This window comes from Streptomyces djakartensis (assembly GCF_014651075.1).
Lineage (GTDB): Bacteria > Actinomycetota > Actinomycetes > Streptomycetales > Streptomycetaceae > Streptomyces > Streptomyces djakartensis.
This window is the reverse complement of the sequence record NZ_BMWE01000009.1, coordinates 292,154-315,851: the sequence shown is the minus strand read 5'-3', so window position 1 is coordinate 315,851 and position 23,698 is coordinate 292,154. Positions and strand designations below refer to the sequence as shown.

Sequence of the window (23,698 nt, the reverse complement as noted above, 5' to 3'; positions counted from 1 at the left end):
GGGGGGCGGGGCCGTGTCGGGGGGTGTCCGTCCTCGGAACGGCGCGATGGAGTCGGATGCCGAGTGACTGTCCGTTGACGCGCCAACCGCTGCGGGCGGACACCCCCCGACACGTCCCCTTGCGTAGTACGGCGGCTGCGGGCCCGTGGACCTTCTCGTCGTGCGGACAATGGTCGTATGAGCGAGCGTGCGCGGCACTGGCAGTACGAGGAGCTGCCCGGGGTGGATCTGCTGCGGGCCCGGTATGTGCGGAAGACGTTCGTGCGGCATACGCATGAGAACTTCGTGATCGCCGCCATCGCCGACGGGGTGGAGGTGTTCCACCACGGCGGGGGCGACCAGCATGCGGGCGCCGGTTCTCTGGCGCTGGTGAATCCGGACGTCCCGCACACCGGGCGGGCGGGGGTGCCCGAGGGGTGGCGGTACGGGGCCGTGTATCCGTCCGTCGACGTGGTGGCCGAGATCGCGGCCGAGACGACGGTGCTGCGGGGGACGCCCGGGTTCGTCAGTCCGGTGGTGGACGATCCTTATGCCGCCGCTCTGGTGCATCAGGTGCTGCGGGCGGCCGACGAGGGCAACGCGTTGGCCGCCGACACCTTGCTGCGGGCCGCCGTGACCAGGCTGCTGCGGTTGAACGGCGGGCCCATGCCACGGCGGGAGGTGCGGACGGCGGGGGCCCGCATCGCGGCGCGCGCACGGGGCGTGCTGGAGGAACGGATGGCGCGGCCGCCGAGTCTGCAGCGGCTGGCCGCCGAGCTCGGGGCCAGCCCGTTCGCTCTGCTGCGGGCCTTCCGGGACGCCTACGGCATGCCGCCGCACGCGTGGCTCACGGACGCGCGGGTACGGCGCGCGCGGCGGTTGCTCGATCTGGGGACGGCGCCCTCGGAGGTCGCCGTGGCCGTGGGTTTCACCGATCAGCCGCACCTCAACCGGCACTTCAGCCGGATGGTCGGGGTCCCACCCGGGGCGTATCAGCGGGAGCGCAAGAACGTACAAGACCTGCGGTAGCCGCTGCTCGTAGCGTCGGGAGCATGGCAGAACGGACAGCTTTCAGAGAGACCGGGACAGGTGGGAAGGCGGACCGTGCCGTCGTGCGGGACGCCTTGGGCGTGGGGGTGGCCGTCGGGCTCTCCGGGTTCGCCTTCGGAGTGACGTCGGCGGGGAGCGGACTCACATGGGTGCAGACGTCTGCGCTCAGTCTGCTGGTGTTCACCGGAGCGTCCCAGTTCGCGCTGGTGGGGGCCCTCGCGGCAGGGGGCGGCCCGTTCACGGCCGCTGCCGGGGCCTTCTTCCTGGGTGTGCGGAACGCCTTCTACGGCCTGCGGCTGTCGCAGGTGCTGGCCCTGCCGCGCGCGGTGCGGCCGTTCGCCGCCCAGTGGGTGATCGACGAGACGGCCGCCGTCGCCCTGGCACAGCCCACGCGGCGCGGTGCGCGGATCGGGTTCGTCGTCACCGGGCTGAGTCTGTACCTGCTGTGGAACCTCACCACGCTGCTCGGTGCTCTGGGCGCCGGGGCCATCGGGGACACCGACGCGTGGGGACTGGACGCCGCCGGGCCCGCGGTGTTCCTGGCGCTGCTCGCGCCCATGCTGCGGTCCGGCACCGAGCGGGCGGTCGCCGGGCTCGCGGTGCTGCTGGGGCTCGGGCTGCTGCCCGTGCTGCCCGCCGGGGTGCCGGTTCTGATGGCCGCGCTGGCGGCGCCGGTCGTGCTCTGGGCGGACGGCCGGCGCAGGGGAGAGGGGACTGAGCGGTGAACATCTGGATCGCGATCGGGGTCACCGCCCTCGGGTGTTACGCCGTCAAGCTGGCCGGACTGCTGGTGCCCGCCGGGGCTCTGGAGCGGCCGGTGGTCAAGCGGCTCGCCGCCTTGCTGCCTGTCGCGCTGCTCGCGGCCCTCACGGCCGAGCAGACCTTCGCCGACGGGCAGACGCTGGTGCTGGACGCGCGGGCCGCCGGGCTCGTGGCCGCGGCCGTGGCGCTGGTGCTGCGGGCGCCGTTCCTGCTCGTCGTCGCGGCGGCCGTGCTGGTGACCGCGGGGGTGCGTGCCGTGGGGGCCGGGTGATCAGCTGACGGCGCGGCCGTAGGACCGGAGCGTTCGCAGGGCCTCGATCGTCGTCAAGGGGCGAGCCTCGACGGTGGGCGCCGGGGCCCAGTGGCGCCGGCGTAGGGGCCAGCCGCCGTCCTCCTGCTGCTGGGCGGCGAGGTGGTCAAGGGAGCGGGCCATCTCGTCGTCCGTGAACCACGCGCGCGCGAGCGAGCGGGGCGTCCGCGCGTAGTCGTACGGGAAGTGGTGCTCGCCGGGGGCGTACCCGGGTGGGACGGGGTACGCGTCCAGGTCGCCGGGGTCGAGGACCGCGAGTCGGCGGGCGCGCACCAGGCGGCCCAGACGGTCGGCGGCCGCCTGGGCGCGTGGGCGGTCGGGGGCGGAGTCCAGGAAGGCCACGGCGGACTCGATCTCGTACGGGTGGGACTCCTCCAGGGACTCGACCGCCTGCCAGCAGAAGTCCGTGGCCCGGAACAGCCAGGCGTGCCACACCTCGTTGCGGTTGAGCAGTCCCACCACCGGCCCGGTGGCCAGGAGGGCGCTGGGCGGGTCGTCCACGACGTTCAGGAACGGTGCCGTGGGGAAGTCGCGCTGGCTCGGATGGATCGCCGGAAGGGCGCCGTCCGCCGTGGAGACCGACGTCAGGTAGCGGCACATGCGTTCCACGCGCTGGCCGGCACAGCGTCCGACCGCGTCCAGGACGCCCAGGGCGTGCGCGGTGTGCAGCGGCTGGCTGACCGGGCCGCGCAGATCGGGCTCCAGGGCGTGGCCGTACCCGCCGTCCGGGTTGCGGTAGGCGTCCAGGGCGGTCTCCACCGGGTCCGCGGTGCCGCCCCGGAACTGGTGGGCGAAGAGGTGCTGTTCGAGCACGCGCGCGGTCAGCCAGACGAACCGCTCGGCGCGCATGACGGGGCTGTGCGGCGGGGGCGTCTGGGGCGTCGGGGTGAGTGCGGAAGCTCCTGTTTGGGCCATGGGTCAGACCGTAGGACGGAAAGCGGTACCGGCAGGCGGTCCCGGCTCAGGCCCACCCCAGGGGCGGGATACTGGAGGCATGCGGTTGACGGTCTTCTGGCAGCGGATGACGGAACACTTCGGTCCGGGGTACGCCGACACCTTCGCGCGCGACCATGTGATGTCGGAACTCGGCGGGCGGACGGTGCACGAGGCGCTCGAGGCGGGTTGGGACGCCAAGGAGGTCTGGCACGTGGTGTGCGCGGTGATGGACGTGCCGGGGGAGAGACGTTGACCGATCGTGGAGACCGCTGACTGACCGCTCACGCAGATCACGGGCGGGCAGACGGCTGTCGGTGGCGTGGGTGAGACTTGGTCCGTGGCACCAACTGACGAGACAGGGCAGGCAGCCCAGCAGTCCTCCCCGTTCGGCGCGACACCGCCCACCCCGCCCCCGGGGGGCGGGGCCGCCGCCGGGCCGAACGGCCGCATGCCGCGCTGGCTGCCGCGCGCCCTGGTGCTCGCGCTCGCCCTCGTCGCCGTGTTCCAGCTGGGCAGTTGGGCCTTCCACCAGCTCACCGGCCTGCTGATCAACATCCTCATCGCGTTCTTCCTGGCGCTCGCCATCGAACCGGCGGTGAGCTGGATGGCCTCGCGTGGCATCCGGAGGGGGCTGGCCACGTTCGTGGTCTTCATCGGCGTGATGGTCGTGTCGGCGGGTTTCGTGACGCTGCTCGGTTCCATCCTCGCGGACCAGATCATCAAGATGATCGAGGGCTTCCCGGAGTACCTCGACTCCGTCATCAACTGGGTCAACACGCACTTCAAGACCGACCTGAAGCGCGTGGACATCCAGGAGGGCGTGCTCCGTTCCGACTGGCTGCGCAACTACGTGCAGAACAGCGCCACGGGTGTCCTGGACGTGTCCGCCCAGGTCATCGGGGGGCTCTTCCAGTTGCTGACGATCGGCCTGTTCTCGTTCTACTTCGCCGCGGACGGCCCCCGACTGCGCCGCACGATCTGTTCCCTCCTGCCGCCCGCCCGGCAGGCGGAGGTGCTGCGCGCCTGGGAGATCGCCGTGAACAAGACCGGCGGGTACCTCTACTCGCGCGGTCTGATGGCGCTGATCTCGGGGGCGGCCCACTTCGTCCTGCTGCAGGCCCTGGACGTGCCCTACGCGCCCGTGCTCGCCGTGTGGGTGGGCCTGGTGTCGCAGTTCATCCCCACCATCGGCACGTATCTCGCGGGCGCGCTGCCCATGCTGATCGCGTTCACCGTGGACCCCTGGTACGCGCTGTGGGTGCTGATCTTCGTGGTGGTCTACCAGCAGTTCGAGAACTACGTGCTCCAGCCCAAGCTGACCTCCAAGACCGTCGACATCCACCCCGCCGTCGCCTTCGGCTCGGTCATCGCGGGCACCGCGCTGCTCGGTGCCGTGGGCGCGCTGATCGCCATCCCCGCCGTCGCCACGCTGCAGGCCTTCCTGGGGGCGTACGTGAAGCGGTACGACGTCACGGACGACCCCCGGGTGCACGGCCACCGCCGCCGGGGGCAGGGGCCGGGCCCGATCGCGCGCGCGAGGCGGCTCAGGGTGCGGCGACCGGGAGCGGGGAAGTCCGACGGCTGAGGACCCGAGTCCGGTGTTGTCCGCGTGGTGCGCTTGACACGAAAATCGAACATGCATTCCTATTGAGTCTCCGGCCGGGCTCAACGCTGGGTGTTTCGCCATACTTTGGGTAGGGAAGTGCCCGCGTTATCCACAGGCCGGACGTGCGTCGGGGCGCATTGTCAGTGGCAGGCGTTAGCGTCTTTGACGTGAAGCGATCGACTCAAGCAAATCGGGTGGAACCCATGGCAGGAACCGACCGCGAGAAGGCCCTGGATGCCGCTCTCGCACAGATTGAACGGCAATTCGGCAAGGGCGCGGTCATGCGCATGGGCGACCGGACCAAGGAGCCCATCGAGGTCATCTCGACCGGGTCCACCGCCCTCGACGTGGCGCTCGGCGTGGGCGGCCTGCCCCGCGGCCGTGTCGTGGAGATCTACGGACCGGAGTCCTCCGGTAAGACCACCCTGACCCTGCACGCGGTGGCGAACGCGCAGAAGGCCGGTGGCCAGGTCGCCTTCGTCGACGCGGAGCACGCACTCGACCCCGAGTACGCGAAGAAGCTCGGCGTCGACATCGACAACCTCATCCTCTCCCAGCCGGACAACGGTGAGCAGGCCCTGGAGATCGTGGACATGCTGGTCCGCTCCGGAGCCCTCGACCTCATCGTCATCGACTCCGTCGCCGCGCTCGTCCCGCGCGCGGAGATCGAGGGCGAGATGGGTGACAGTCACGTCGGTCTGCAGGCCCGCCTGATGAGCCAGGCCCTGCGGAAGATCACCAGCGCGCTCAACCAGTCCAAGACCACCGCGATCTTCATCAACCAGCTCCGCGAGAAGATCGGCGTGATGTTCGGCTCCCCCGAGACCACGACCGGTGGCCGGGCGCTGAAGTTCTACGCCTCGGTGCGCATCGACATCCGCCGCATCGAGACCCTGAAGGACGGCACGGAGGCGGTCGGCAACCGCACGCGCTGCAAGGTCGTCAAGAACAAGGTCGCGCCGCCCTTCAAGCAGGCCGAGTTCGACATCCTCTACGGCCAGGGCATCAGCCGCGAGGGCGGCCTGATCGACATGGGCGTGGAACACGGCTTCGTCCGCAAGGCCGGCGCCTGGTACACGTACGAGGGCGACCAGCTCGGCCAGGGCAAGGAGAACGCGCGCAACTTCTTGAAGGACAACCCCGACCTGGCCAACGAGATCGAGAAGAAGATCAAGGAGAAGCTGGGCGTCGGCGTGCGTCCCGAGGAGGCGGCGGCCGAGCCGGGCGCGGACGCCGCGGTCTCTCCGGCCGACGCGGCGGCGGTTCCCGCCCCGGCGGCGGCCAAGAGCAGCAAGTCCAAGGCCGCCGCAGCCAAGAGCTGACCCGTGACACGGCGAACCGACTGGGCGGAGTACGAGTCCGCCTCCGGTGTCCCGCGGGGGAGGGGCACCGGAGGCGACACGGGCTCGGCCGTGGACGGGGAGGACCCGCACGGGGACGACGACCGGCTGTACGGGGGCGACGGGGCGTACGGGGGCGGCTCGCGTGACGGCGGGACGCCCGATGGGCGGCGCGGACGTGGGCGTCGCCGGCGTGACTTCGGTGAGGTGATGACCGAAGACGGAGGTGCCCTCACCTCGTCGAGGGCCGAGCAGGGGGAGCCTCCGGGGGACCCGGTCGAGCAGGCTCGGGCGATCTGCCTGCGCCTGCTCACCGGGACCCCGCGAACCCGCAAGCAACTCGCCGACGCCCTGCGCAAGCGGCAGATCCCCGACGACGCCGCGGATGAGGTGCTGTCACGGTTCGAGGAGGTCGGCCTCATCAACGACAGCGCCTTCGCCGAGGCCTGGGTGGAATCGCGTCACCACGGCAGAGGACTGGCCCGGCGTGCGCTCGCCCGGGAGCTCAGGACCAAGGGCGTCGACCCCACGCTGATCGACTCGGCCGTCTCCCAGCTCGACTCCGAGCAGGAGGAGGTGACCGCGCGGGAGCTCGTCGACCGGAAGCTCCGTGCCACGCGTGGGCTCGACCGCGACAAGCGGCTCCGCCGCCTCGCGGGCATGCTCGCCCGCAAGGGCTATCCCGAAGGCATGGCGCTGCGTGTGGTCAGGCAGGCTCTGGAGGAAGCGGGCGAGGACACGGAGTTCCTGGCGGACGAGGGGTTCTGAGCCGGAAGCCGGCCGACCAGCCCCACCGCTCGGACCGCCGGCTCACACCACCGGAAGCCCGGCCCTTCGCCAGGCCTGGAAGCCGCCCACCAGGTCGGTGGCCCGGTGCAGTCCCAACTGGCGCAGGGAGTGGACCGCCAGACTGGAGGCGTATCCCTCGTTGCAGATCACGATGGCGCGCAGGGCGTGATGCGTGGCCTCGGGCAGGCGATGGCTGCCCTGTGGGTCGAGACGCCACTCCAGTTCGTTGCGCTCCACGACGAGGGCGCCGGGGATGAGGCCGTCCCGTTCACGCAGCGCCGCGTAGCGGATGTCCACCAGCAGTGCGTCACCTGCCCGGGCGGCCTCGTACGCCTGCCGCGGCTCGATCCGCTGGTAGCCCGCGCGCACACGCTCCAACCACTCGTCGATGCCGACGGGTGGCTGGGCGTCGGAGTCCATCTGCTGGCCCTTGTCGCTCACTGCCAGTCCTCCGGCCGCTCCACCTGCTCGAGACGCAGGACCGGTCCGCTGCGGCTGTAGCGGCGGATCTGCGGTAGGGGCGGGTAATAGGCGTGCACGGAGATCGCGTGCCGGTCGGGGGATTCGTTGAGCACCTCGTGGACGTGGTGCCGGCCGAAAGCGCGGCCCTGCCCGGCGGGCAGCCGGCGTTGCCGGTCGACATCGTCGGAGAGTTCGAGGGTCTTCCAGCCGTCGGTGGGCAGCCGCGCGGCGAGCGAGTTCTCCTTGAGCTCACCCGCGGCGGTCAGGAAGGCGCCAACGGAGTCGGCGTGGTCGTGCCAGCCGGTGCCCGTGCCGGGTGGCCAGCCGATCAGCCATGCCTCGCTGCCGCCGGGCCCGTCCAGCCGCACCCAGGTACGGCCTTCGGGGTCGAGCGGCAGGGACGCGATCAGCTCGGTGTCGGCCGCCGTGCGCCGCACGAAGTCGAAGAGGTCTGCCTGGGTGGGCGCCGATCCGGCGGAGGAGGAAAGGGACGTGGCGGGGGACGCCGAAGGGGATACAGACACGGGTGCCGTCCTGAGGTCCTGGGAGGGTTCGCGAGGCAGGCGCGACGGCCGCGGCGCAGAGAGCGGGGCGCGCGCTGAGGGAAGGAAGGATGCGAAGTCAGCAGGACGGGCGACACACGCAGCCCGCATAGCGGAGGAGGTCCATATGGACCCTCCGCCACAGGCGCACACAGGTGTCGGTCACGCACCGGAGTACACCATGGCCGTCCGGACCGGTCAACTCATTGTCACCATGCGGACGCACAGTGACAGTGGTCACGTCTGCCGAGGATGCCCCCGGGGCTCAGTGAGAGCCCGCCGAAGCACCGGCCTCGGCCTGCTCCTTCACCGGTCCGCCCACCGTGGCCTCGGCCGCGGCGTACAGGTCGGCCGGCCGCACCCCGCTCAGCGCGGTGACCAGGTGCCCGTCGGGGCGCACCAGGAGCACCGAGTGCGCGGGTGCGCCCGGATAGCTCTCGGCGACCAGCAGCTCGGCGGGGTGCGGCAGCGCCGACACCGCGGCCGCGAGCCGGGGCATGATGCCGGCACCGACCCAGTGCTTGCGTTCCCACACACCGGTGCCCGGCGCGATCAGCACCACGAGCAGCGAGCCCCGGCCGAGCCGGTCCCTCAGCTGTACGAACGTGCCGTCCTCCGCGGTGACCGTCACATCGGTGACCGGTGCTCCGGGCGGTGTGTCGACGGGGACCTCTCCTTCGAGCTTCCCGGGCGCGAGCGGCGAGTCCGCGTACGCCCCCGGCGCGCCGAGCTGGCCGTACCCCAGGTGACCGTCCGTGAGAAGCGCGTCGTGCCCACGGGCCGAGCCGGGGACGTAGGAGCGCAGGCCCCCGCCGCCGCGCAGCAACGGCAGCGCCTGGTCGGCGGCGCGCAGCCGGGCGGCGACGACCGCGCGCCGTTCGGCCTGGTAGCTGTCGAGGAGCGCTTCGTGCGGCCCGTGATGCCAGGCCAGAGCCAGTTTCCAGGCGAGGTTGTCGGCGTCCCGCAGGCCCTCGTCCAGCCCGTGCGTGCCCAGGGCGCCGAGGAGGTGGGCCGCGTCCCCGGCGAGGAAGACACGGTCGGCGCGCCAGCGGCGGGCCAGACGGTGGTGGACCGTGTGAACGCCGGTGTCCAGCAGCTCGTACGGCGGGGTCGTGCCGCCCGCCCAGCCGGCCAGGGTCTCCCGGATGCGGGTCAGCAGCAGTTCGGGGGTGACCAGGTCCTTGCCGGGCGGCAGCAGCCAGTCCAGACGCCAGACGCCGTCCGGCAGGGGACGCGCGGTGACCTCGCCGGCCGACGGGCCCGACATGCGCCACGGGGGCGAGCGGTGCAGCAACGCCTCGTCGGGCCAGGGCAGTTCCGTGCGCAGGGCGGCGACGGCGTGACGTTCCACCGCGGTACGGCCCGGGAAGCGGATGTCCTGGAGCTTGCGCACGGTCGAGCGGGGGCCGTCACAGCCGACCAGGTAACTGCCGCGCCACCAGGTGCCCTTTGGCCCGCGGGTGTGGGCCGTGACCCCCGAGGGCTCCTGTTCGATGCCGTCCAGGCGGCTCTCCACGGCCACCTTGACGAGCCGTTCGTTCGACAGAGCGGCGCGCAGGGCGTCGGTCAGGACGTGCTGGGTGATGTGCAGCGGGATCGGCTCGGTGCCGTCGAAGAAGACCTCGCGCATCACCTGTTTGCGCCGTACCGACCGCCATCCGGCCCATTGGGCACCGGCCTGGTCCAGGGGCACACCGGTCAGCCGTTCCATGAGGGCGGCGGTGTCCTCACGCAGGACGACGGTGCGCGCCGCACGGGGTTCGTCCTTGCCCGGCCCCTCGTCGAGGACGACGCAGGGCACCTCCTGACGGGCCAGTGCCAGAGCGAGCGTGAGTCCGACGGGCCCCGCTCCGACGATGATCACGGGGTCCACGGCGCGGCGCCCCCTGCCCGCGGTGTTGTCCTGAGTGTCATGAGAGACGTAGGTGAACAGGAAGTCGGAGCAGGGTGCACGATCACAGAACGTATGCAACCCATTGCCGGTGCTTGCGTCAAGTGATCAGGGGCAGTGGCGATCATGCCACTGCCCCTGATGGTGTCACATGAGGTGACCGAGCGTCAGACGGTGCCTCCGGTGCCGGTCCCGGTCGTGCCGGCGATCTGTGCGTCGTTCGCGCCCACGACCGCGCCCGTCGACTTCTTGGCCTGCCGCAGCCGGCGCTCGAGCCAGCTCGCGAACGAGGTGAGGGCGAAGTTGAGCACGATGAAGATCACGGACACGACGATGAGGCTTTGGATGATGTTCCCGCCGTAGTAGCCGCTCATCGTGCCGGCGGCGGCGAGCAACTCCGCGTAGGTCAGGACCGCGCCGCCGAGCGCGGTGTCCTTCACGATGACGACGAGCTGACTCACGATCGCCGGAAGCATCGCCGTGACCGCCTGCGGCAGCAGGATGAGGCGCATCAGCTGCCCCTTCCGCAGGCCGATCGCCATCGCCGCCTCGGACTGGCCCTTGGGCAGGGCCAGGATGCCTGCCCGGACGATCTCGGCGAGGACTGAGGCGTTGTACAGCACCAGACCGGTGACGACCGCATACAGCGGACGGTCGTCGGAGCTCACGGCGGTGTACTCGGCGAACAGCGCGAGACCGAAGATCATCAGGACCAGCACGGGGATGGCCCGGAAGAACTCGACCACGGTCGCGGCCGGAATCCTGACCCAGGCGTGGTCCGACAGCCGGGCGATGCCGAGGACCGCGCCGAGCGGCAGCGCGATGATCATCGCCAGGGCCGCGGCCTTCAGCGTGTTCTGCAGACCGGGCCAGATGTACGTGGTCCAGGCCTCGCTGCCGGAGAAGAACGGCTCCCACAGGGCCCACTCCAGCTGGCCCTTGTCCTTGAGGGCCTTGTACACCCACCACAGCAGAGCCGCGAGGGCGACCAGGAAGACCACCGTGAGGACGACGTTGCGCCGCCTGGCGCGAGGGCCCTGGGCGTCGTACAGAACGGAACTCATCGCTTCACCGCCACCTTCTTGCCCACCCAGCCGAGGATCAGACCGGTCGGCAGCGTCAGGACCACGAATCCGAACGCGATGATCGCGGAGATCAACAGCAACTGAGCCTCGTTCTCGATCATCTCCTTCATCAGCACCGCCGCCTCGGCGACACCGATGGCGGCGGCCACCGTGGTGTTCTTGATCAGGGCGATCAGTACGTTCGCCAGCGGGACGACGGACGAACGGAACGCCTGCGGCAGCACCACCAGACCGAGCACCTGGTTGAAGTTGAGGCCGATCGCGCGGGCCGCCTCCGCCTGCCCGACCGGCACCGTGTTGATGCCGGATCGCAGGGCCTCGCACACGAAGGACGAGGTGTAGAAGATCAGCCCCAGGACGGCGAGCCGGAAGTTGATCGTCTCGACGTCGTCCGCGCCGAGGGAGACCCCCAGCGTCTGGTTCAGGCCGAGCGATGTGAACAGGATGATGACGGTCAGCGGGATGTTCCGCACGATGTTGACGTACGCGGTCCCGAAGCCGCGCATCAGTGGCACGGGGCCGACGCGCATGGCGGCCAGCAGCGTGCCCCAGACGAGAGAGCCGACGGCGGACAGTGCAGCGAGTTGCACTGTCGTCCAGAAGGCTCCCAGCAGGTCGTAACCCTCAAGAAAGTCGAACACGATCTCCCGCGCTTCCGCGTATAGGGATACCCGGGTGCGCCGCTCCGCAGGGCGGCGCACCTTTCAGGCGTTGCCTCAGCTCTTGATGTCGCCGATCTTCGGCGCGGGCTCGTTCTTGTAGTTGGCCGGGCCGAGGTTCTTGTCCACGGCCTTCTGCCAGGACTTGTCCGCGACCATCTCCTCAAGAGCCTTGTTGATCTTGTCCTTGAGGTCGCTGCCCTTCTTGACGCCGATGCCGTAGTTCTCGTTGGTCAGCTTGAAGCCGCCGAGCTTGAACTTGCCCTTGAACTGGGCCTGGGCGGCGTAACCGGCGAGGATCGAGTCGTCGGTGGTCAGCGCGTCCACGGCACCGTTCTGCAGGCCGGGCAGGCAGGCGGAGTACGTCGGGTACGGCTGCAGCTGCGCCTTGGGCGCCAGCTTCTCCTTGACGTTCTGCGCCGAGGTGGAGCCGGTGACCGAGCAGAGCTTGGCGTTGTTCAGGTCCTTCGGCGACTTGATCTTGTTGTCGTCGGCGCGGAGCAGCACGTCCTGGTGGGCCAGCAGGTACGGGCCGGCGAAGTCGACCTTCTCCTGGCGCTCCGGGGTGATCGAGTAGGTCGCGGCGATGAAGTCGACGTCACCGCGCTGCAGCATGGTCTCGCGGTCGGCGCTCTTCGACTCCTTCCACTCGATCTGGTCCGCGTCGTAACCGAGCTTCTTCGCGACGTACGTGGCGACGTCGACGTCGAAACCGGCGTAGCCCTGCGGCGTCTTCTGGCCGAGGCCGGGCTGGTCGAACTTGATGCCGACCGTGATCTTCTTGCCGCCGCCGTCGGAACCGGAGTCGCCGCCGGTGCTGTTGTTGCCACCACACGCCGTGGCGGTCAGGGCGAGAGCGAAGACGGTGGCCGAGGCGGCGGTGACCTTACGGAGCTTCATCGTGAACATCCTTTGGCTGGTGAAGGAGATGCGGGCCCTCGACGGGCGGGCGACTGGGTCGCGTTCGACGCGGCCCGTGCCGTCAGTGGTGCAGGATCTTCGACAGGAAGTCCTTGGCACGGTCACTGCGCGGGTTGCTGAAGAACTGGTCGGGCGCAGCCTCCTCGACGATCCGGCCGTCCGCCATGAAGACCACGCGATTTGCAGCCGATCGTGCGAAACCCATCTCGTGGGTGACGACGATCATCGTCATACCGTCGCGGGCGAGTTGCTGCATGACCTCCAGCACCTCGTTGATCATCTCGGGGTCGAGCGCGGAGGTCGGCTCGTCGAAGAGCATGACCTTCGGCTCCATGGCCAGTGCCCGCGCGATCGCGACGCGCTGCTGCTGGCCGCCGGAGAGCTGCGCCGGGTACTTGTCGGCCTGCGCGCCCACGCCGACCCGGTCGAGCAGAGCACGGGCCCGTTCCTCGGCCGCCTTCTTGTCCTTCTTGCGGACCTTGATCTGGCCGAGCATCACGTTCTCGAGCACGGTCTTGTGCGCGAAGAGGTTGAAGGACTGGAAGACCATCCCGACGTCGGCCCGCAGCCGGGCCAGCTCCTTGCCCTCGGCGGGCAACGGCTTGCCGTCGATGGTGATCGCGCCCGAGTCGATCGTCTCCAGGCGGTTGATGGTGCGGCACAGGGTGGACTTCCCGGACCCGGAGGGTCCGATGACCACGACGACTTCGCCGCGGGCGATCGTCATGTCGATGTCCTGGAGTACGTGCAACGCGCCGAAGTGCTTGTTGACGCTCTTCAGGACGACCAGTTCGCCGGTCGCGGCCATATCCTGCTTGGCCACCGATACTTCGGTCATCGCTCTCAGGCTCCGTCCTCCTCGGTTTCGGAGGACAGTAGTAACCCTCTACGACCTGCGTCATTACATCTGAGGGGAATCTGAGCATCACGATCCGATAGCAATCGGACACGTGTCGTAGCACTTATGAGCAGCGCTCATATCGGCCGGGTAACGGAAGCGCTCCGCAACCGGAACCCTCTTGACGCCGTCCTCATCCATCAGCGTGACTGCACAGGGTGCCCGCGCGCGTGCACCCGTTTTTCTACACATCCAGATCGTACGGCCAGTGAACCGAAGGGGGCCCGGATGAGACTGCTGCTCGTCGAGGACGACAACCACGTCGCCGCCGCCCTGTCGGCGGTACTGGCGAGGCACGGGTTCGCCGTCACGCACGCGCGCAGCGGTGAGGAGGCCCTCCAGGCGCTCGTCCCCGAGAGCGACGGCTTCGGTGTCGTCCTGCTCGACCTCGGCCTGCCCGACCAGGACGGATACGAGGTCTGCAGCAAGATCCGCAAGCGCACCAGCACCCCGGTGATCATGGTCACCGCGCGCTCCGATGTGCGCTCCCGCATCCACGGCCTCAATCTGGGCGCCGACGACTACGTGGTGAAGCCGTACGACACCGGGGAACTGCTCGCCCGGATCCACGCGGTGAGCCGGCGCACGTCCCACGAGGACACTTCGAGCGGCATCGAGACCCAGATGCGCCTGGGCCCCGTGCACATAGAGCTGCCCACGCGCCGGGTCAGCGTGGACGGGTCGGTGGTCCAGCTGACCCGCAAGGAGTTCGATCTGCTGGCGCTGCTCGCGCAGCGGCCCGGGGTGGTCTTCCGGCGGGAGCAGATCATCAGCGAGGTGTGGCAGACGAGCTGGGAGGGGACCGGACGGACTCTCGAGGTGCATGTCGCCTCCCTGCGCGCCAAGTTGCGCATGCCGGCCCTCATCGAGACCGTTCGCGGAGTCGGCTACCGGCTCGTCGCGCCTGCCGGGTAGCGGGGCCGGGTGCGCACTCGTCTGCTTCCGCTGCTGATCGTCCTGATGGCGGCCGTACTGCTCGCGCTGGGCGTGCCGCTCGCCGTCAGCCTGGCCGGCGCCCAGCAGCAGAACGTCGTCGTCGACCGGATCGACGACACCGCGCGCTTCGCCGCCCTCGCCCAGTTCGTCACCGACTCGCCCGACGAGGCCACCAGCGCGTTCGAGAACGAGCGCCTGACCGCGCTCAGCACGGAACTCGACAGCTACCACCGGGTCTACGGCATCCGGGCCGGTGTCTTCTACCGCAACGGCAGTGCCATGGCTCACGCGCCGGAGGAATGGTCCCTGCCGGCGGAGGGCGAGGTACGGGACGCCTTCGACGAGGCGCTGCTCAGCCGCCGCAGTCACGACCCCAAGCAGGTGTGGCCCTGGCAGCGCCGCACCCTCGTGGTCGCCTCGCCGGTCATCCGGGACGGCGACGTGGTCGCGGTCGTCGTGACCGACTCGCCCACCGGGCAGATGCGTTCCCGCACGCTGCACGGCTGGCTCGTCATCGGCGCGGGCGAGTCCGCCGCGATGCTGCTGGCCGTGGGCGCCGCCCTGCGGCTGACCGGCTGGGTGCTCAAACCGGTCCGGGTCCTGGACGCCACCACCCACGACATCGCCACCGGGCGGCTGAAGTCCCGGGTCGCCGCCGCGGGCGGGCCACCGGAGCTCAGGCGTCTGGCCCGGTCGTTCAACGAGATGGCCGACAACGTCGAGGACGTCCTGGAGCAGCAGCGCGCCTTCGTCGCGGACGCCTCGCACCAGCTGCGCAACCCGCTCGCGGCGCTGTTGCTGCGTATCGAGCTGCTCTCCTTCGAACTGCCCGAGGGCAACCAGGAGATCGCTTCCGTCCAGGCCGAGGGCAAGCGCCTGGCGCAGGTCCTGGACGACCTGCTCGACCTGGCGCTGGCCGAGCACAGCGAGGCGGACCTGAAGGTCACCGACATCGGCGCGCTCACCGCCGAACGCGTCGCGGCCTGGTCCCCGACCGCCGAGGCCAAGGGCGTGCGCCTGGTGGGCGACTGCCCGCCGACGACCGCGTGGGCCGACCCGGTCGCGCTGTCCAGCGCGCTGGACGCGGTCATCGACAACGCGGTGAAGTTCACGCCCGAGGGCCAGAGTGTCGAGGTGACGGTCGCGCCCAACGGCGACACCTCCACCGTCGTCGTCACCGACCGCGGCCCCGGCCTCACCGAGGAGGAGCTGGCCCGCATCGGGGACCGCTTCTGGCGCAGCGGCCGTCATCAGAACATCAAGGGCTCGGGCCTCGGGCTGTCGATCTCGCGGGCGCTGCTCGCGGCGGGCGGCGGCTCCATCGCGTACGAGCATCATGAGCCGCACGGGCTCAAGGTGACGGTGTCGGTGCCGCGGGACGGACCGGCGTAACGGCCGGATGGGCCTCCGGCTACGGCTTGACGGACGTGTAGTAGCGCCGGGCCCCGTCGTGCAGCTTCAGCGGATCGGTGTAGATCGCGGTGCGGACGTCGACCAGCTGGGCGGAGTGGACGGTCGCGCCGATGCCGTCCCGGCTGTCGATCACCGTCCGGGTCAGCCACTCGGTGAGCCGGGGGTCCATGTCGTTGCGGGTGACCAGCAGGTTGGACACCGCCAGGGTGGGGACCGGATCACCGCGCTGGATGGTGGGGTAGGCCGACTCCGGCATCTTGGTGGCGCGGTAGTAGCGGGTGGCGCCGCCCTGGTCGTGCAGCTTGGCGACGAGGGCGGCGTCGATCGGCACGAACCGGAAGGCCGACGCCGACTTCCTGGCCAGCCTGCTCAGCCCGTCCGTGGGGAGCCCGCCCGACCAGAAGAACGCGTCGAGCCCGTGTCCCAGCCGTTTGGGGCCGGTGTCGATGCCGTCGGACGACGGTTTGATGTCCTTCTCCGGGTCGATACCGGCCGCGTTGAGCACGCCGTTCGCGATCAGCCGCACGCCGGAGCTCGGCAGCCCTATGGCGACGCGCTTGCCCCGCAGATCCGCCACCGAGCGGATGTCCGAGTCCGGTGGTACGACGAGCTGGACGTAGTCGTCGTACAGGCGCGCGACACCGCGCAGCCGGCCGGCGCCCGGGCCGCTGCCGAGCTTGTAGGTGGCGACCGCGTCCGCCGCGGCGATCGCGAAGTCGGCGTCGCCCGTGGCCACGTCCCTGACGTTCTCCTGCGAACCGGCACTGGTCAGCAGGCGCACGTTCAGGTCGGGCATGTCCTTGTCGATCTCGGCGCGCAGCAGTTCGCCGTACTCGTAGTAGACCCCCGCGCGCGTGCCCGTGCTGAACCTGATGGTCCCGGCCGGCGGCTCTTCCGCCCAGGGGCGCAGCCACCACAGCAGCAGACCGAGGACCACGAGGGAGGCGGCGCCGCCCTGCAGGGCCCGGCGCCTGCCGATCGGGGGGAGCGTCCTGGACATGCGGGCGATCCTGCCAGCCGGGGTGCCCCTCTGACCAGGGCAGGGGTCACAGGACGAGGTGGGTCACTGTCAGCGGCGGCCACTACAGTCGCCCCCATGAGCTCCTCGCCCGCAGACCTGGTCCGTGAGTTCCACCTCGCCTTCGGCCTGGACGCCCGCAGCACCCCCACGGAGATCTCCCCGCGACTCGCGGCCCACCGCGGCGAGCTCCTCGCGGAGGAGGCCGCCGAGGTCGCCGAGGTGTCGGTGACGGGCCCGCTGGACCGGCTCGCCCACGAACTCGCGGACGTCGTCTACGTCGCCTACGGCACGGCCCTCGTCCACGGCATCGACCTGGACGCGGTACTCGCCGAGATCCACCGCTCCAACATGACGAAGATCGGCCCCGACGGCTCGGTGTCCCGTCGCGAGGACGGCAAGGTGCTCAAGGGGGAGCACTACGAGGCACCGGACGTGACGGGGGTGCTGCGGAGGCAGGGATGGGCCCCGGAAGGGGCCGGCTGACGGACCGGGGGTGCTGTGGGGCGGACGACAAGCCACAGCGCCCCCGTCGTCAGTCCGCCAGCGGCGTCTGCGCCTTCGTCGTCCAGGGCGTCGTACCGGTGGCGATCTTCGTCAGGGCGGTGACGACGGCCAGTCGCAGAGCCGGCAGCAGGACCCGACCCGCCCCAGGGCAGCGAGGGCCTTCGCGATCACGCCGGACGACAAGGTCCAGGTGACACCGGCCAGGACGACGGCGCGGCCACCGGCCCCCAGCCGACAGCAGCACCACGACCGCGCCCGGCAGGGCGTTCAGCGTCTCCAACCTCAAGACGCACCACCCCTCCGGTCTGGTCGACTGCGCCCGTCCCCGTCGAAGGCCGGACCGGCCAGGAGGTACGGCGTCCGGAGGGCGCCGGCATCACCGGCATGCGCGAACGGGCCCTCCTGATCGGCGCCGGCCTCACCCCGCGCCAAGCCGGTCGAACGCCATCGCGCCGACCTCCTGCAGAAGCCCGGCATGCGCGACCGCCTGGAGCTGACCAGGTACGCGATCCGGGCGGGGCTCATCGAGGCGTGGGCCCGGTGGCCGGGTTGTCCACAGGCGACCGGGCCACGTCCGCCGACCGCCTACCCTTGTCCCCATGAGCAGCATCGACCGGAGCCAGGCAGTGGGCGGCACGCGCACGTATGAAGTACGCACCTACGGGTGCCAGATGAACGTCCACGACTCCGAGCGATTGGCCGGTCTGCTGGAGGACGCGGGCTACGTGCGCGCCCCGGAGGGCTCCGACGGCGAGGCGGACGTCGTCGTCTTCAACACCTGCGCCGTGCGGGAGAACGCCGACAACAAGCTGTACGGCAACCTCGGCCACCTGGCGCCGAAGAAGGCAGCGCGCCCCGGGATGCAGATCGCGGTCGGCGGCTGCCTGGCCCAGAAGGACCGCGACACCATCGTGAAGAAGGCGCCCTGGGTGGACGTCGTCTTCGGCACGCACAACATCGGCAAGCTGCCCGTCCTGCTGGAGCGCGCCCGCGTGCAGGAGGAGGCGCAGGTCGAGATCGCCGAATCGCTCGAGGCGTTCCCATCGACGCTTCCCACGCGCCGTGAGAGCGCGTACGCCGCCTGGGTCTCCATCTCCGTCGGCTGCAACAACACCTGCACCTTCTGCATCGTCCCCGCCCTGCGCGGCAAGGAGAAGGACCGCCGCCCCGGCGACATCCTCGCCGAGATCGAGGCGCTGGTCGCCGAGGGCGTCTCCGAGATCACCCTGCTCGGGCAGAACGTCAACGCGTACGGCTCCGACATCGGTGACCGCGAGGCCTTCAGCAAGCTGCTGCGGGCCTGCGGCAGGATCGACGGTCTGGAGCGCGTCCGCTTCACCTCGCCGCACCCGCGCGACTTCACCGACGACGTCATCGCCGCCATGGCCGAGACGCCGAACGTGATGCCGCAGCTGCACATGCCGCTGCAGTCCGGCTCGGACCCGGTGCTCAAGGCCATGCGCCGCTCCTACCGCCAGGAGCGCTTCCTCGGCATCATCGAGAAGGTCCGCGCCGCCATCCCGCACGCGGCGATCAGCACCGACATCATCGTGGGCTTCCCCGGCGAGACCGAGGAGGACTTCGAGCAGACGCTGCACGTGGTGCGTGAGGCCCGCTTCGCCCAGGCCTTCACCTTCCAGTACTCCAAGCGCCCGGGCACCCCGGCCGCCGAGATGGACGGCCAGATCCCCAAGAAGGTCGTCCAGGACCGCTACGAGCGTCTCGTCGCCCTCCAGGAGGAGATCTCCTGGGAGGAGAACAAGAAGCAGGTCGGCCGCACGCTGGAGCTCATGGTCGCGGAGGGCGAGGGCCGCAAGGACGAATCCACCCACCGCCTCTCCGGCCGCGCCCCCGACAACCGCCTGGTCCACTTCACCAAGCCGGACCAGGAGGTCCGCCCCGGCGACGTGGTCACCGTCGAGATCACCTACGCCGCTCCGCACCACCTCCTCGCCGAGGGCGCCGTCCTCGACGTACGACGGACGCGCGCGGGCGACGCCTGGGAGAAGCGCAACGCCGAGAAGTCGGCGAAGCCGTCCCAGCCGGCCGGTGTGCTGCTCGGTCTGCCCAAGGTCGGCGTCCCGGAGCCGCTTCCGGTGGCGGCGAGCGGCTGCGGCTGCGACTGAGCCGGACGGCGGCTGCCCGAGCCGGGGCTTCGGACGTGGCCGCTGCCTGCGGAGCAACGCCACCTGAGGGTTACCCTGCCGATCATGCTTGTCGCCGCCGCTGTCTGTCCCTGTCCGCCCCTTCTCGTTCCCGCCGTCGCCGCGGGGGCCGCCCCGGAGCTCGACGCCGCGCGGGCCGCCTGTTCGGACGCGATGGGTGTGATCGCCGCCGCCCGGCCCGGGCGTCTCGTGGTGGTCGGACCGATGGCCGGCGCCGGGACCGAGACGTTCCCGGAGGGCACACGGGGCTCGTTCCGCGGCTTCGGCGTCGATCTCGACGTGCGGCTCGGGGCGGCCGCAGGCGCGGACGCGGAACGGCGACTGCCGTACTCGCTGGCGGTGGCCGCCTGGCTGCTGGAGCGGACGCAACGGTCCGGCGTCCCGGTCGAGGGCCTCGGAGTCGGGGAGCGGCTCGGGCCGGAGCGGTGCGTGCGGATCGGACGGGAGGTCGCCGCGCGGGACGAGCGGGTCGCGCTGCTGGTGATGGGTGACGCAAGCGCGTGCCGGACCCTCAAGGCCCCCGGTTACCTCGACGAACGCGCGGCGCCGTTCGACAGGGAGCTCGCACGGGCGCTCGGCGCGGCTGACCTGCCGGCACTGAACGCGATGGACACCGGCCTCGCCCGTGAGCTGAAGGTGTCCGGCCGGGCCCCCTGGCAGGTCCTCGCGGGCGCCGCCGAGGGAGCGGGCCTCGGCGGGTCACTGCTGTACGAGGACGCGCCGTACGGCGTGGGATACATCGTGGCCGGCTGGTCGTAGCCCTGGCGGCCGGCACGGGAAACGGCGGACGGCCGGGAGCCCCCGTGCTCCGCGGCCGTCCGCCGATGTGCGCTTCGTGCCCTTCGAGTGCGCCGATGTGCCGATGCGCGCTTCAGGAAGTGGGCGGTGGCGCGTCATCCGGCGGCGTAGGGTCACCCGCCTCCGGCGGTGCCGTGCGGCCCGCTTCGCGCGGTGGTGCCGTGCGGCCCGGGTCCGGTGGCGCGGTGCTCGCCGTTTCCGGCGGGGGTGTTCCGCCCGCCCCCGCCGACGGTGCCGTGCCGCCCGCCTCCGGTCCGCCGTCGCCCTTGTGCGCGAGTCGGTCCATGGCTCCCTTGGCTTTGCCCGTGCCCGACTGGATCCTGTCGCTGTATTTGCCCTTGGTCGTCTTGTCGACGGCCTGCGCGGCCTTGTCGAGACCGTGGTGGATCTTGCCCTCGTGGCGTTGCGCGAAGTCCGAGACCTTGCCCTTGGCCGGGCCCAGCTTGGTCTTCATGGTGTGCATCAGACCCATGGTTTTCACCTTCCCTCGCGCGGCGCGGTCACGTACGGGCGCCCTCACCGGCCTCGTTGTCGGCCGCCTTGTCGGTGGACTGCTGCTTGGGGATGTCGACGCTCTCGGTCTCGGTGACCTCGGTGACCTCGGCGGCTTCGGCCGCTGGGCCGGCCGTTCCCGCTGCCCCGCCGGCCCCCTCCGCCGTGCCGGCCTCTCGTGTCGCGGAAGCCTTCTCGGCCTCGGAGCCGGCCTTGGCCGCGTCGGCCTGAGCCTCGGCGGCAGGCACCTCCTCCGTAGCCTTCGACCGCCGGAGAAGTCGTGCAAAAACGCCCATATCCACTCCATACGTTACTCGTGCGGGCGAAATTCCGCGTCGCCCGGTGCGTCCGTTTGCCCGGCCCGGGCCACCGCTCTGTGATCCGGCGGCAGGAACCTCGAACGGGCAACGACCCCGCGGCGGCGGCGTCACGTAACTCGTTCGAGAGTGGGGTTCGAGGTTTGCGAGACTGGGTCGGTGAGCAGTGCATCTCCCGCCCCCCGCGTCATCGCCGTCGTCGGACCAACTGCGGCCGGAAAGTCCGATCTGGGCGTCTTTCTGGCTCAGCGTCTCGGTGGCGAGGTCGTCAACGCCGACTCCATGCAGCTCTACCGAGGGATGGACATCGGCACCGCCAAACTGACGCTCGAGGAGCGCGGCGGCGTGCCGCACCACCTCCTGGACATCTGGGACGTGACCGTCACGGCGTCCGTCGCGGAGTACCAGCGCCTGGCCCGGGAACGGATCGAGGCGCTGCTCGCCGAGGGCCGCTGGCCGATCCTGGTCGGCGGCTCCGGACTGTACGTGCGCGGAGCCATCGACAACCTGGAGTTTCCCGGCACCGACCCAGAGGTCCGTGCCCGCCTGGAGGAGGAACTCACGCTGCGCGGACCGGGCGCGCTGCACGCCCGCCTGGCGGCCGCCGACCCCGAGGCCGCCCGGGCGATCCTGCCCAGCAACGGCCGCCGGGTGGTCCGGGCCCTGGAGGTGATCGAGATCACCGGGAGGCCCTTCACCGCCAATCTCCCCGGCCACGACTCGGTCTACGACACGGTGCAGATCGGCGTCGACGTGGCCAGGCCGGAGCTGGACGAGCGCATCGCCCGCCGGGTCGACCGGATGTGGGAGACCGGACTCGTGGACGAGGTCCGCGCGCTGGAGGCGCAGGGGTTGCGTGGAGGGCGCACGGCCTCCCGGGCACTGGGCTACCAGCAGGTGCTCGCGGCGCTCGCCGGTGAGTGCACCCTCGAGGATGCGCGGGCCGAGACCGTGCGTGCCACCAAGCGCTTCGCGCGCCGTCAGGATTCGTGGTTCAGGCGCGATCCCAGGGTGCACTGGCTGAGTGGAGCCGCGGCCGATCTCACAGAACTTCCGCAGCTCGCGCTGTCTTTGGTCGAACGACCGGTTACAGCCTGATCACGTCATGGCATCGGGACGCCCAGGCCGTCATCCGGGCCATCGGCGGCGTGCCATCATCGAGCTTCGATCGACCGAGTTGAGTCCTAGTTGGGAGGGCGCGTGGCGATGGAGGCCGGCCCTCGCGACACCGCACGAAGCACCGATCACGTCACCGCCGGGCCGGACGACCCGGGTCACCGGGACGGACCGGAGCAGGAGACGGACAGTCTCAGCTCCGACGGGCCCGACGAGACGCAGGGTGTGACCGACGACGGCCCCGAGCCCGGCGAGATGTTCGCCGAGGTCGAGGTCGAGCTGCGCCCGCAGCGCCGGCTGCGCATCTGGCAGCTGGCGCCCATCGTCGGACTCGCGGCAATGGGCTCCCTGATGTTCGCGTTCCCGCTCGCCTTCGACTTCGGCGACAGCGGCGCCGTCATCGCCATGCTCGGCCTGCTGATCTGCTCGTGCGCGGCCGGCTGGGGCATGATGGCGGCCCGCCGCGTGGGGTACACCTGGCCGGGCCTTCCGGCGAGGGGGTCAGGCAGCAGAGCGGACTGGCGGGTCGTCCTCGCGTACGCCGTGATGGTGGCGGCGGTGGTCGCGCTGGCGGTCTGGCGCGTGGCGAGGCTCCGCTAGAGACCGCGACCCGTCAGGGGCGGGGGTCTGCCGCTGTACGGCTCCGCCCGTGCGCGCGGTGAGGCCCCGCGGAGCGCCCCGTACGATCGAGGCATGAGCACGCGGATCCCCTTCCTCAAGGGTCACGGCACCGAGAACGACTTCGTGATCGTCCCGGACCCCGAGAACACCGTGGAACTGTCACCGGCCGCCGTCGCCGCCCTGTGCGACCGCCGCGCGGGCATCGGCGGTGACGGCCTGCTGCACGTGGTGCGATCCGCGGCCCACCCCGAGGCGAAGGGCATGGCGGCCGAGGCCGAGTGGTTCATGGACTACCGCAACGGCGACGGCTCGATCGCCGAGATGTGCGGCAACGGCGTGCGCGTCTTCGCGCGCTACCTCCAGCGCGCCGGACACGCCGCCGAAGGCGACCTCGCGATCGCCACCCGCGGAGGCGTGAAGACCGTGCACATCTCCAAGGACGGTGACATCACCGTAGGCATGGGCAAGGCGCTGCTCCCCGAAGGCGACGTCAGGGTGAGCGTCGGCGAGCGCAGCTGGCCCGCGCGGAACGTCAACATGGGCAACCCGCACGCGGTCGCCTTCGTGGAGGACCTGGAGCACGCCGGCGACCTGCTCTCCCCTCCGCCCTTCAGCCCGGCCACCGCCTACCCGGACGGTGTGAACGTCGAGTTCGTCGTCGACCGCGGCCCCGGGCACGTCGCCATGCGCGTGCACGAGCGGGGTTCCGGCGAGACCCGTTCCTGCGGCACGGGTGCCTGCGCGGTCGCGGTGGCCGCCGCCCGCCGTGACGGCGCCGACCCGGCGGTCACCGGCACGCCGGTGACCTACACCGTCGACGTTCCCGGCGGCACCCTGGTGATCACCGAGCGGCCCGGCGGACAGATCGAGATGACGGGCCCGGCGGTGATCGTCGCCGAGGGCGAGATCGACGCGGAGTGGCTGGACGACACCGCGGCCGCGTGAGCAGGGCACAGCCCGCCGGGAACGACCGGGCCCCGCGGGCCGCTCGGACCTGAAACGCCCGTCGGGAACCGGCCATTTGGCGGGAAGTAGAGCGTCGCGCTCTCGACGTACGGGGGTGCAAACCTCACATACGTCGCTCG

General features: G+C 70.9%; 26 protein-coding genes and 3 pseudogenes. 16 read left to right on the top strand and 13 right to left on the bottom strand.

Going from position 1 to position 23,698, the window contains the following annotated elements; translation table 11 throughout:
• Positions 1-177: 177 nt before the first annotated feature.
• The 3 genes and pseudogenes from IE212_RS18075 to IE212_RS18065 all read left to right on the top strand — a co-directional run.
• Positions 178-1,146, top strand: a pseudogene (locus IE212_RS18075) (AraC family transcriptional regulator); the annotation flags it as partial.
• Positions 1,032-1,754, top strand: a complete 723-nt coding sequence (locus tag IE212_RS18070; protein WP_190198896.1) for an AzlC family ABC transporter permease — start codon at positions 1,032-1,034, stop codon at positions 1,752-1,754. The pseudogene IE212_RS18075 and the gene IE212_RS18070, both read left to right, overlap by 115 nt.
• On the top strand, positions 1,751-2,062 hold the full coding sequence (locus tag IE212_RS18065) for an AzlD domain-containing protein (RefSeq protein WP_190198895.1): 312 nt from the start codon (positions 1,751-1,753) through the stop codon (positions 2,060-2,062). The genes IE212_RS18070 and IE212_RS18065 overlap by 4 nt, the downstream gene beginning before the upstream one ends.
• Here the strand turns inward: IE212_RS18065 and IE212_RS18060 are convergent, their stop codons facing one another.
• Positions 2,063-3,016 (bottom strand): hypothetical protein, encoded by a 954-nt coding sequence (locus tag IE212_RS18060; protein WP_190198894.1) that lies wholly within the window; start codon positions 3,014-3,016, stop codon positions 2,063-2,065.
• 79 nt (positions 3,017-3,095) lie between these two features.
• Here IE212_RS18060 and IE212_RS18055 point away from each other — a divergent pair, with 79 nt between their 5' ends.
• From IE212_RS18055 to recX, 4 genes are all read left to right on the top strand, one after another.
• Positions 3,096-3,290, top strand: coding sequence for a DUF3046 domain-containing protein (locus IE212_RS18055; RefSeq protein WP_190198893.1), 195 nt, complete (start codon positions 3,096-3,098; stop codon positions 3,288-3,290).
• Between the two features lie 84 nt (positions 3,291-3,374).
• The gene (locus IE212_RS18050; RefSeq protein ID WP_190198892.1) at positions 3,375-4,622 is read left to right on the top strand and encodes an AI-2E family transporter; all 1,248 of its coding nucleotides are present in this window, start codon (positions 3,375-3,377) and stop codon (positions 4,620-4,622) included.
• A 224-nt stretch (positions 4,623-4,846) separates the two neighbouring features.
• Positions 4,847-5,965 (top strand): recombinase RecA, encoded by a 1,119-nt coding sequence (gene recA, locus IE212_RS18045; RefSeq protein WP_190198891.1) that lies wholly within the window; start codon positions 4,847-4,849, stop codon positions 5,963-5,965.
• 3 nt (positions 5,966-5,968) lie between these two features.
• On the top strand, positions 5,969-6,751 hold the full coding sequence (gene recX, locus IE212_RS18040; protein ID WP_190198890.1) for a recombination regulator RecX: 783 nt from the start codon (positions 5,969-5,971) through the stop codon (positions 6,749-6,751).
• A 42-nt stretch (positions 6,752-6,793) separates the two neighbouring features.
• Here recX and IE212_RS18035 read toward each other — a convergent pair whose 3' ends face one another.
• The 8 genes from IE212_RS18035 to IE212_RS18005 all read right to left on the bottom strand — a co-directional run bounded on the left by IE212_RS18035 (position 6,794) and on the right by IE212_RS18005 (position 13,170).
• The gene (locus IE212_RS18035; RefSeq protein WP_190198925.1) at positions 6,794-7,192 is read right to left on the bottom strand and encodes a rhodanese-like domain-containing protein; all 399 of its coding nucleotides are present in this window, start codon (positions 7,190-7,192) and stop codon (positions 6,794-6,796) included.
• 17 nt (positions 7,193-7,209) lie between these two features.
• Positions 7,210-7,758 carry a cupin domain-containing protein gene (locus tag IE212_RS18030; protein WP_190198889.1) on the bottom strand — a complete coding sequence of 183 codons (549 nt, stop codon included), beginning with the start codon at positions 7,756-7,758 and terminating at the stop codon, positions 7,210-7,212.
• A gap of 97 nt (positions 7,759-7,855) precedes the next feature.
• Entirely contained in the window at positions 7,856-7,927 is a 72-nt protein-coding gene (locus IE212_RS35635) for a putative leader peptide (RefSeq protein ID WP_310851512.1), read from the bottom strand.
• A gap of 114 nt (positions 7,928-8,041) precedes the next feature.
• A complete protein-coding gene (locus tag IE212_RS18025) occupies positions 8,042-9,649 on the bottom strand; it encodes an FAD-dependent monooxygenase (protein ID WP_190198888.1) in 1,608 nt (535 codons plus the stop codon).
• 185 nt (positions 9,650-9,834) lie between these two features.
• The gene (locus IE212_RS18020) at positions 9,835-10,731 is read right to left on the bottom strand and encodes an amino acid ABC transporter permease (RefSeq protein ID WP_190198887.1); all 897 of its coding nucleotides are present in this window, start codon (positions 10,729-10,731) and stop codon (positions 9,835-9,837) included.
• On the bottom strand, positions 10,728-11,393 hold the full coding sequence (locus tag IE212_RS18015; RefSeq protein ID WP_190198886.1) for an amino acid ABC transporter permease: 666 nt from the start codon (positions 11,391-11,393) through the stop codon (positions 10,728-10,730). The genes IE212_RS18020 and IE212_RS18015 overlap by 4 nt, the downstream gene beginning before the upstream one ends.
• A 75-nt stretch (positions 11,394-11,468) precedes the next feature.
• A complete protein-coding gene (locus IE212_RS18010) occupies positions 11,469-12,311 on the bottom strand; it encodes a glutamate ABC transporter substrate-binding protein (protein ID WP_190198885.1) in 843 nt (280 codons plus the stop codon).
• Between the two features lie 82 nt (positions 12,312-12,393).
• Positions 12,394-13,170, bottom strand: a complete 777-nt coding sequence (locus IE212_RS18005; RefSeq protein ID WP_190198884.1) for an amino acid ABC transporter ATP-binding protein — start codon at positions 13,168-13,170, stop codon at positions 12,394-12,396.
• 288 nt (positions 13,171-13,458) lie between these two features.
• Here IE212_RS18005 and IE212_RS18000 point away from each other — a divergent pair, with 288 nt between their 5' ends.
• Both IE212_RS18000 and IE212_RS17995 read left to right on the top strand, forming a co-directional pair.
• A complete protein-coding gene (locus IE212_RS18000) occupies positions 13,459-14,145 on the top strand; it encodes a response regulator transcription factor (protein ID WP_190198883.1) in 687 nt (228 codons plus the stop codon).
• A 9-nt stretch (positions 14,146-14,154) separates the two neighbouring features.
• On the top strand, positions 14,155-15,558 hold the full coding sequence (locus IE212_RS17995; RefSeq protein WP_190198882.1) for a sensor histidine kinase: 1,404 nt from the start codon (positions 14,155-14,157) through the stop codon (positions 15,556-15,558).
• 19 nt (positions 15,559-15,577) lie between these two features.
• On the opposite strand, the gene IE212_RS17990 is transcribed toward IE212_RS17995, so the two are convergent.
• Entirely contained in the window at positions 15,578-16,579 is a 1,002-nt protein-coding gene (locus IE212_RS17990) for a TAXI family TRAP transporter solute-binding subunit (protein WP_190198881.1), read from the bottom strand.
• A gap of 96 nt (positions 16,580-16,675) precedes the next feature.
• Between IE212_RS17990 and IE212_RS17985 the strand changes: the two genes are divergently transcribed.
• Positions 16,676-17,083: a pyrophosphohydrolase domain-containing protein gene (locus IE212_RS17985; RefSeq protein WP_190198880.1), complete on the top strand. Its 408-nt coding sequence runs from the start codon at positions 16,676-16,678 to the stop codon at positions 17,081-17,083.
• Between the two features lie 150 nt (positions 17,084-17,233).
• Here the strand turns inward: IE212_RS17985 and IE212_RS17980 are convergent.
• Positions 17,234-17,375, bottom strand: a pseudogene (locus IE212_RS17980) (cation:proton antiporter); the annotation flags it as partial.
• Positions 17,376-17,531: 156 nt separating this feature from the next.
• Here IE212_RS17980 and IE212_RS34975 point away from each other — a divergent pair.
• The 3 genes and pseudogenes from IE212_RS34975 to IE212_RS17970 all read left to right on the top strand — a co-directional run.
• Positions 17,532-17,633: pseudogene (locus IE212_RS34975) on the top strand (DNA-binding response regulator); the annotation flags it as partial.
• Positions 17,634-17,703: 70 nt separating this feature from the next.
• On the top strand, positions 17,704-19,230 hold the full coding sequence (miaB, locus tag IE212_RS17975; RefSeq protein WP_190198879.1) for a tRNA (N6-isopentenyl adenosine(37)-C2)-methylthiotransferase MiaB: 1,527 nt from the start codon (positions 17,704-17,706) through the stop codon (positions 19,228-19,230).
• A gap of 84 nt (positions 19,231-19,314) precedes the next feature.
• Complete coding sequence (locus tag IE212_RS17970; protein ID WP_190198878.1) at positions 19,315-20,028, top strand: class III extradiol dioxygenase subunit B-like domain-containing protein; 714 nt, start codon at positions 19,315-19,317, stop codon at positions 20,026-20,028.
• 112 nt (positions 20,029-20,140) lie between these two features.
• Here IE212_RS17970 and IE212_RS17965 read toward each other — a convergent pair whose 3' ends face one another.
• Together IE212_RS17965 and IE212_RS17960 are read right to left on the bottom strand one after the other, a co-directional pair.
• Positions 20,141-20,539 carry an antitoxin gene (locus IE212_RS17965; protein ID WP_190198877.1) on the bottom strand — a complete coding sequence of 133 codons (399 nt, stop codon included), beginning with the start codon at positions 20,537-20,539 and terminating at the stop codon, positions 20,141-20,143.
• A gap of 28 nt (positions 20,540-20,567) precedes the next feature.
• Complete coding sequence (locus tag IE212_RS17960) at positions 20,568-20,807, bottom strand: hypothetical protein (protein ID WP_373301402.1); 240 nt, start codon at positions 20,805-20,807, stop codon at positions 20,568-20,570.
• A 228-nt stretch (positions 20,808-21,035) separates the two neighbouring features.
• Here IE212_RS17960 and miaA point away from each other — a divergent pair, with 228 nt between their 5' ends.
• The 3 genes from miaA (at position 21,036) to dapF (ending at position 23,558) form a co-directional block, all read left to right on the top strand.
• On the top strand, positions 21,036-21,974 hold the full coding sequence (miaA, locus tag IE212_RS17955; protein ID WP_190198875.1) for a tRNA (adenosine(37)-N6)-dimethylallyltransferase MiaA: 939 nt from the start codon (positions 21,036-21,038) through the stop codon (positions 21,972-21,974).
• A gap of 108 nt (positions 21,975-22,082) precedes the next feature.
• Positions 22,083-22,592: a hypothetical protein gene (locus IE212_RS17950; protein ID WP_190198874.1), complete on the top strand. Its 510-nt coding sequence runs from the start codon at positions 22,083-22,085 to the stop codon at positions 22,590-22,592.
• A gap of 93 nt (positions 22,593-22,685) precedes the next feature.
• Positions 22,686-23,558: a diaminopimelate epimerase gene (dapF, locus tag IE212_RS17945; protein ID WP_190198873.1), complete on the top strand. Its 873-nt coding sequence runs from the start codon at positions 22,686-22,688 to the stop codon at positions 23,556-23,558.
• Positions 23,559-23,698 lie beyond the last annotated feature (140 nt).

Excerpts from the sequence above, each read along its gene's own strand:
- IE212_RS18060 (WP_190198894.1), bottom strand. The coding sequence starts at position 3,016 with ATGGCCCAAACAGGAGCTTCCGCACTCACCCCGACGCCCCAGACGCCC.
- IE212_RS18070 (WP_190198896.1), top strand. The coding sequence starts at position 1,032 with ATGGCAGAACGGACAGCTTTCAGAGAGACCGGGACAGGTGGGAAGGCG.
- miaB (WP_190198879.1), top strand. The coding sequence starts at position 17,704 with ATGAGCAGCATCGACCGGAGCCAGGCAGTGGGCGGCACGCGCACGTAT.
- IE212_RS17965 (WP_190198877.1), bottom strand. The coding sequence starts at position 20,539 with ATGGGTCTGATGCACACCATGAAGACCAAGCTGGGCCCGGCCAAGGGC.
- IE212_RS18010 (WP_190198885.1), bottom strand. The coding sequence starts at position 12,311 with ATGAAGCTCCGTAAGGTCACCGCCGCCTCGGCCACCGTCTTCGCTCTC.
- recA (WP_190198891.1), top strand. The coding sequence starts at position 4,847 with ATGGCAGGAACCGACCGCGAGAAGGCCCTGGATGCCGCTCTCGCACAG.
- IE212_RS18035 (WP_190198925.1), bottom strand. The coding sequence starts at position 7,192 with ATGGACTCCGACGCCCAGCCACCCGTCGGCATCGACGAGTGGTTGGAG.
- IE212_RS18020 (WP_190198887.1), bottom strand. The coding sequence starts at position 10,731 with ATGAGTTCCGTTCTGTACGACGCCCAGGGCCCTCGCGCCAGGCGGCGC.
- IE212_RS17950 (WP_190198874.1), top strand. The coding sequence starts at position 22,083 with ATGGAGGCCGGCCCTCGCGACACCGCACGAAGCACCGATCACGTCACC.
- IE212_RS18055 (WP_190198893.1), top strand. The coding sequence starts at position 3,096 with ATGCGGTTGACGGTCTTCTGGCAGCGGATGACGGAACACTTCGGTCCG.
- IE212_RS18005 (WP_190198884.1), bottom strand. The coding sequence starts at position 13,170 with ATGACCGAAGTATCGGTGGCCAAGCAGGATATGGCCGCGACCGGCGAA.
- IE212_RS17970 (WP_190198878.1), top strand. The coding sequence starts at position 19,315 with ATGCTTGTCGCCGCCGCTGTCTGTCCCTGTCCGCCCCTTCTCGTTCCC.
- IE212_RS18000 (WP_190198883.1), top strand. The coding sequence starts at position 13,459 with ATGAGACTGCTGCTCGTCGAGGACGACAACCACGTCGCCGCCGCCCTG.
- dapF (WP_190198873.1), top strand. The coding sequence starts at position 22,686 with ATGAGCACGCGGATCCCCTTCCTCAAGGGTCACGGCACCGAGAACGAC.
- IE212_RS17985 (WP_190198880.1), top strand. The coding sequence starts at position 16,676 with ATGAGCTCCTCGCCCGCAGACCTGGTCCGTGAGTTCCACCTCGCCTTC.
- IE212_RS17990 (WP_190198881.1), bottom strand. The coding sequence starts at position 16,579 with ATGTCCAGGACGCTCCCCCCGATCGGCAGGCGCCGGGCCCTGCAGGGC.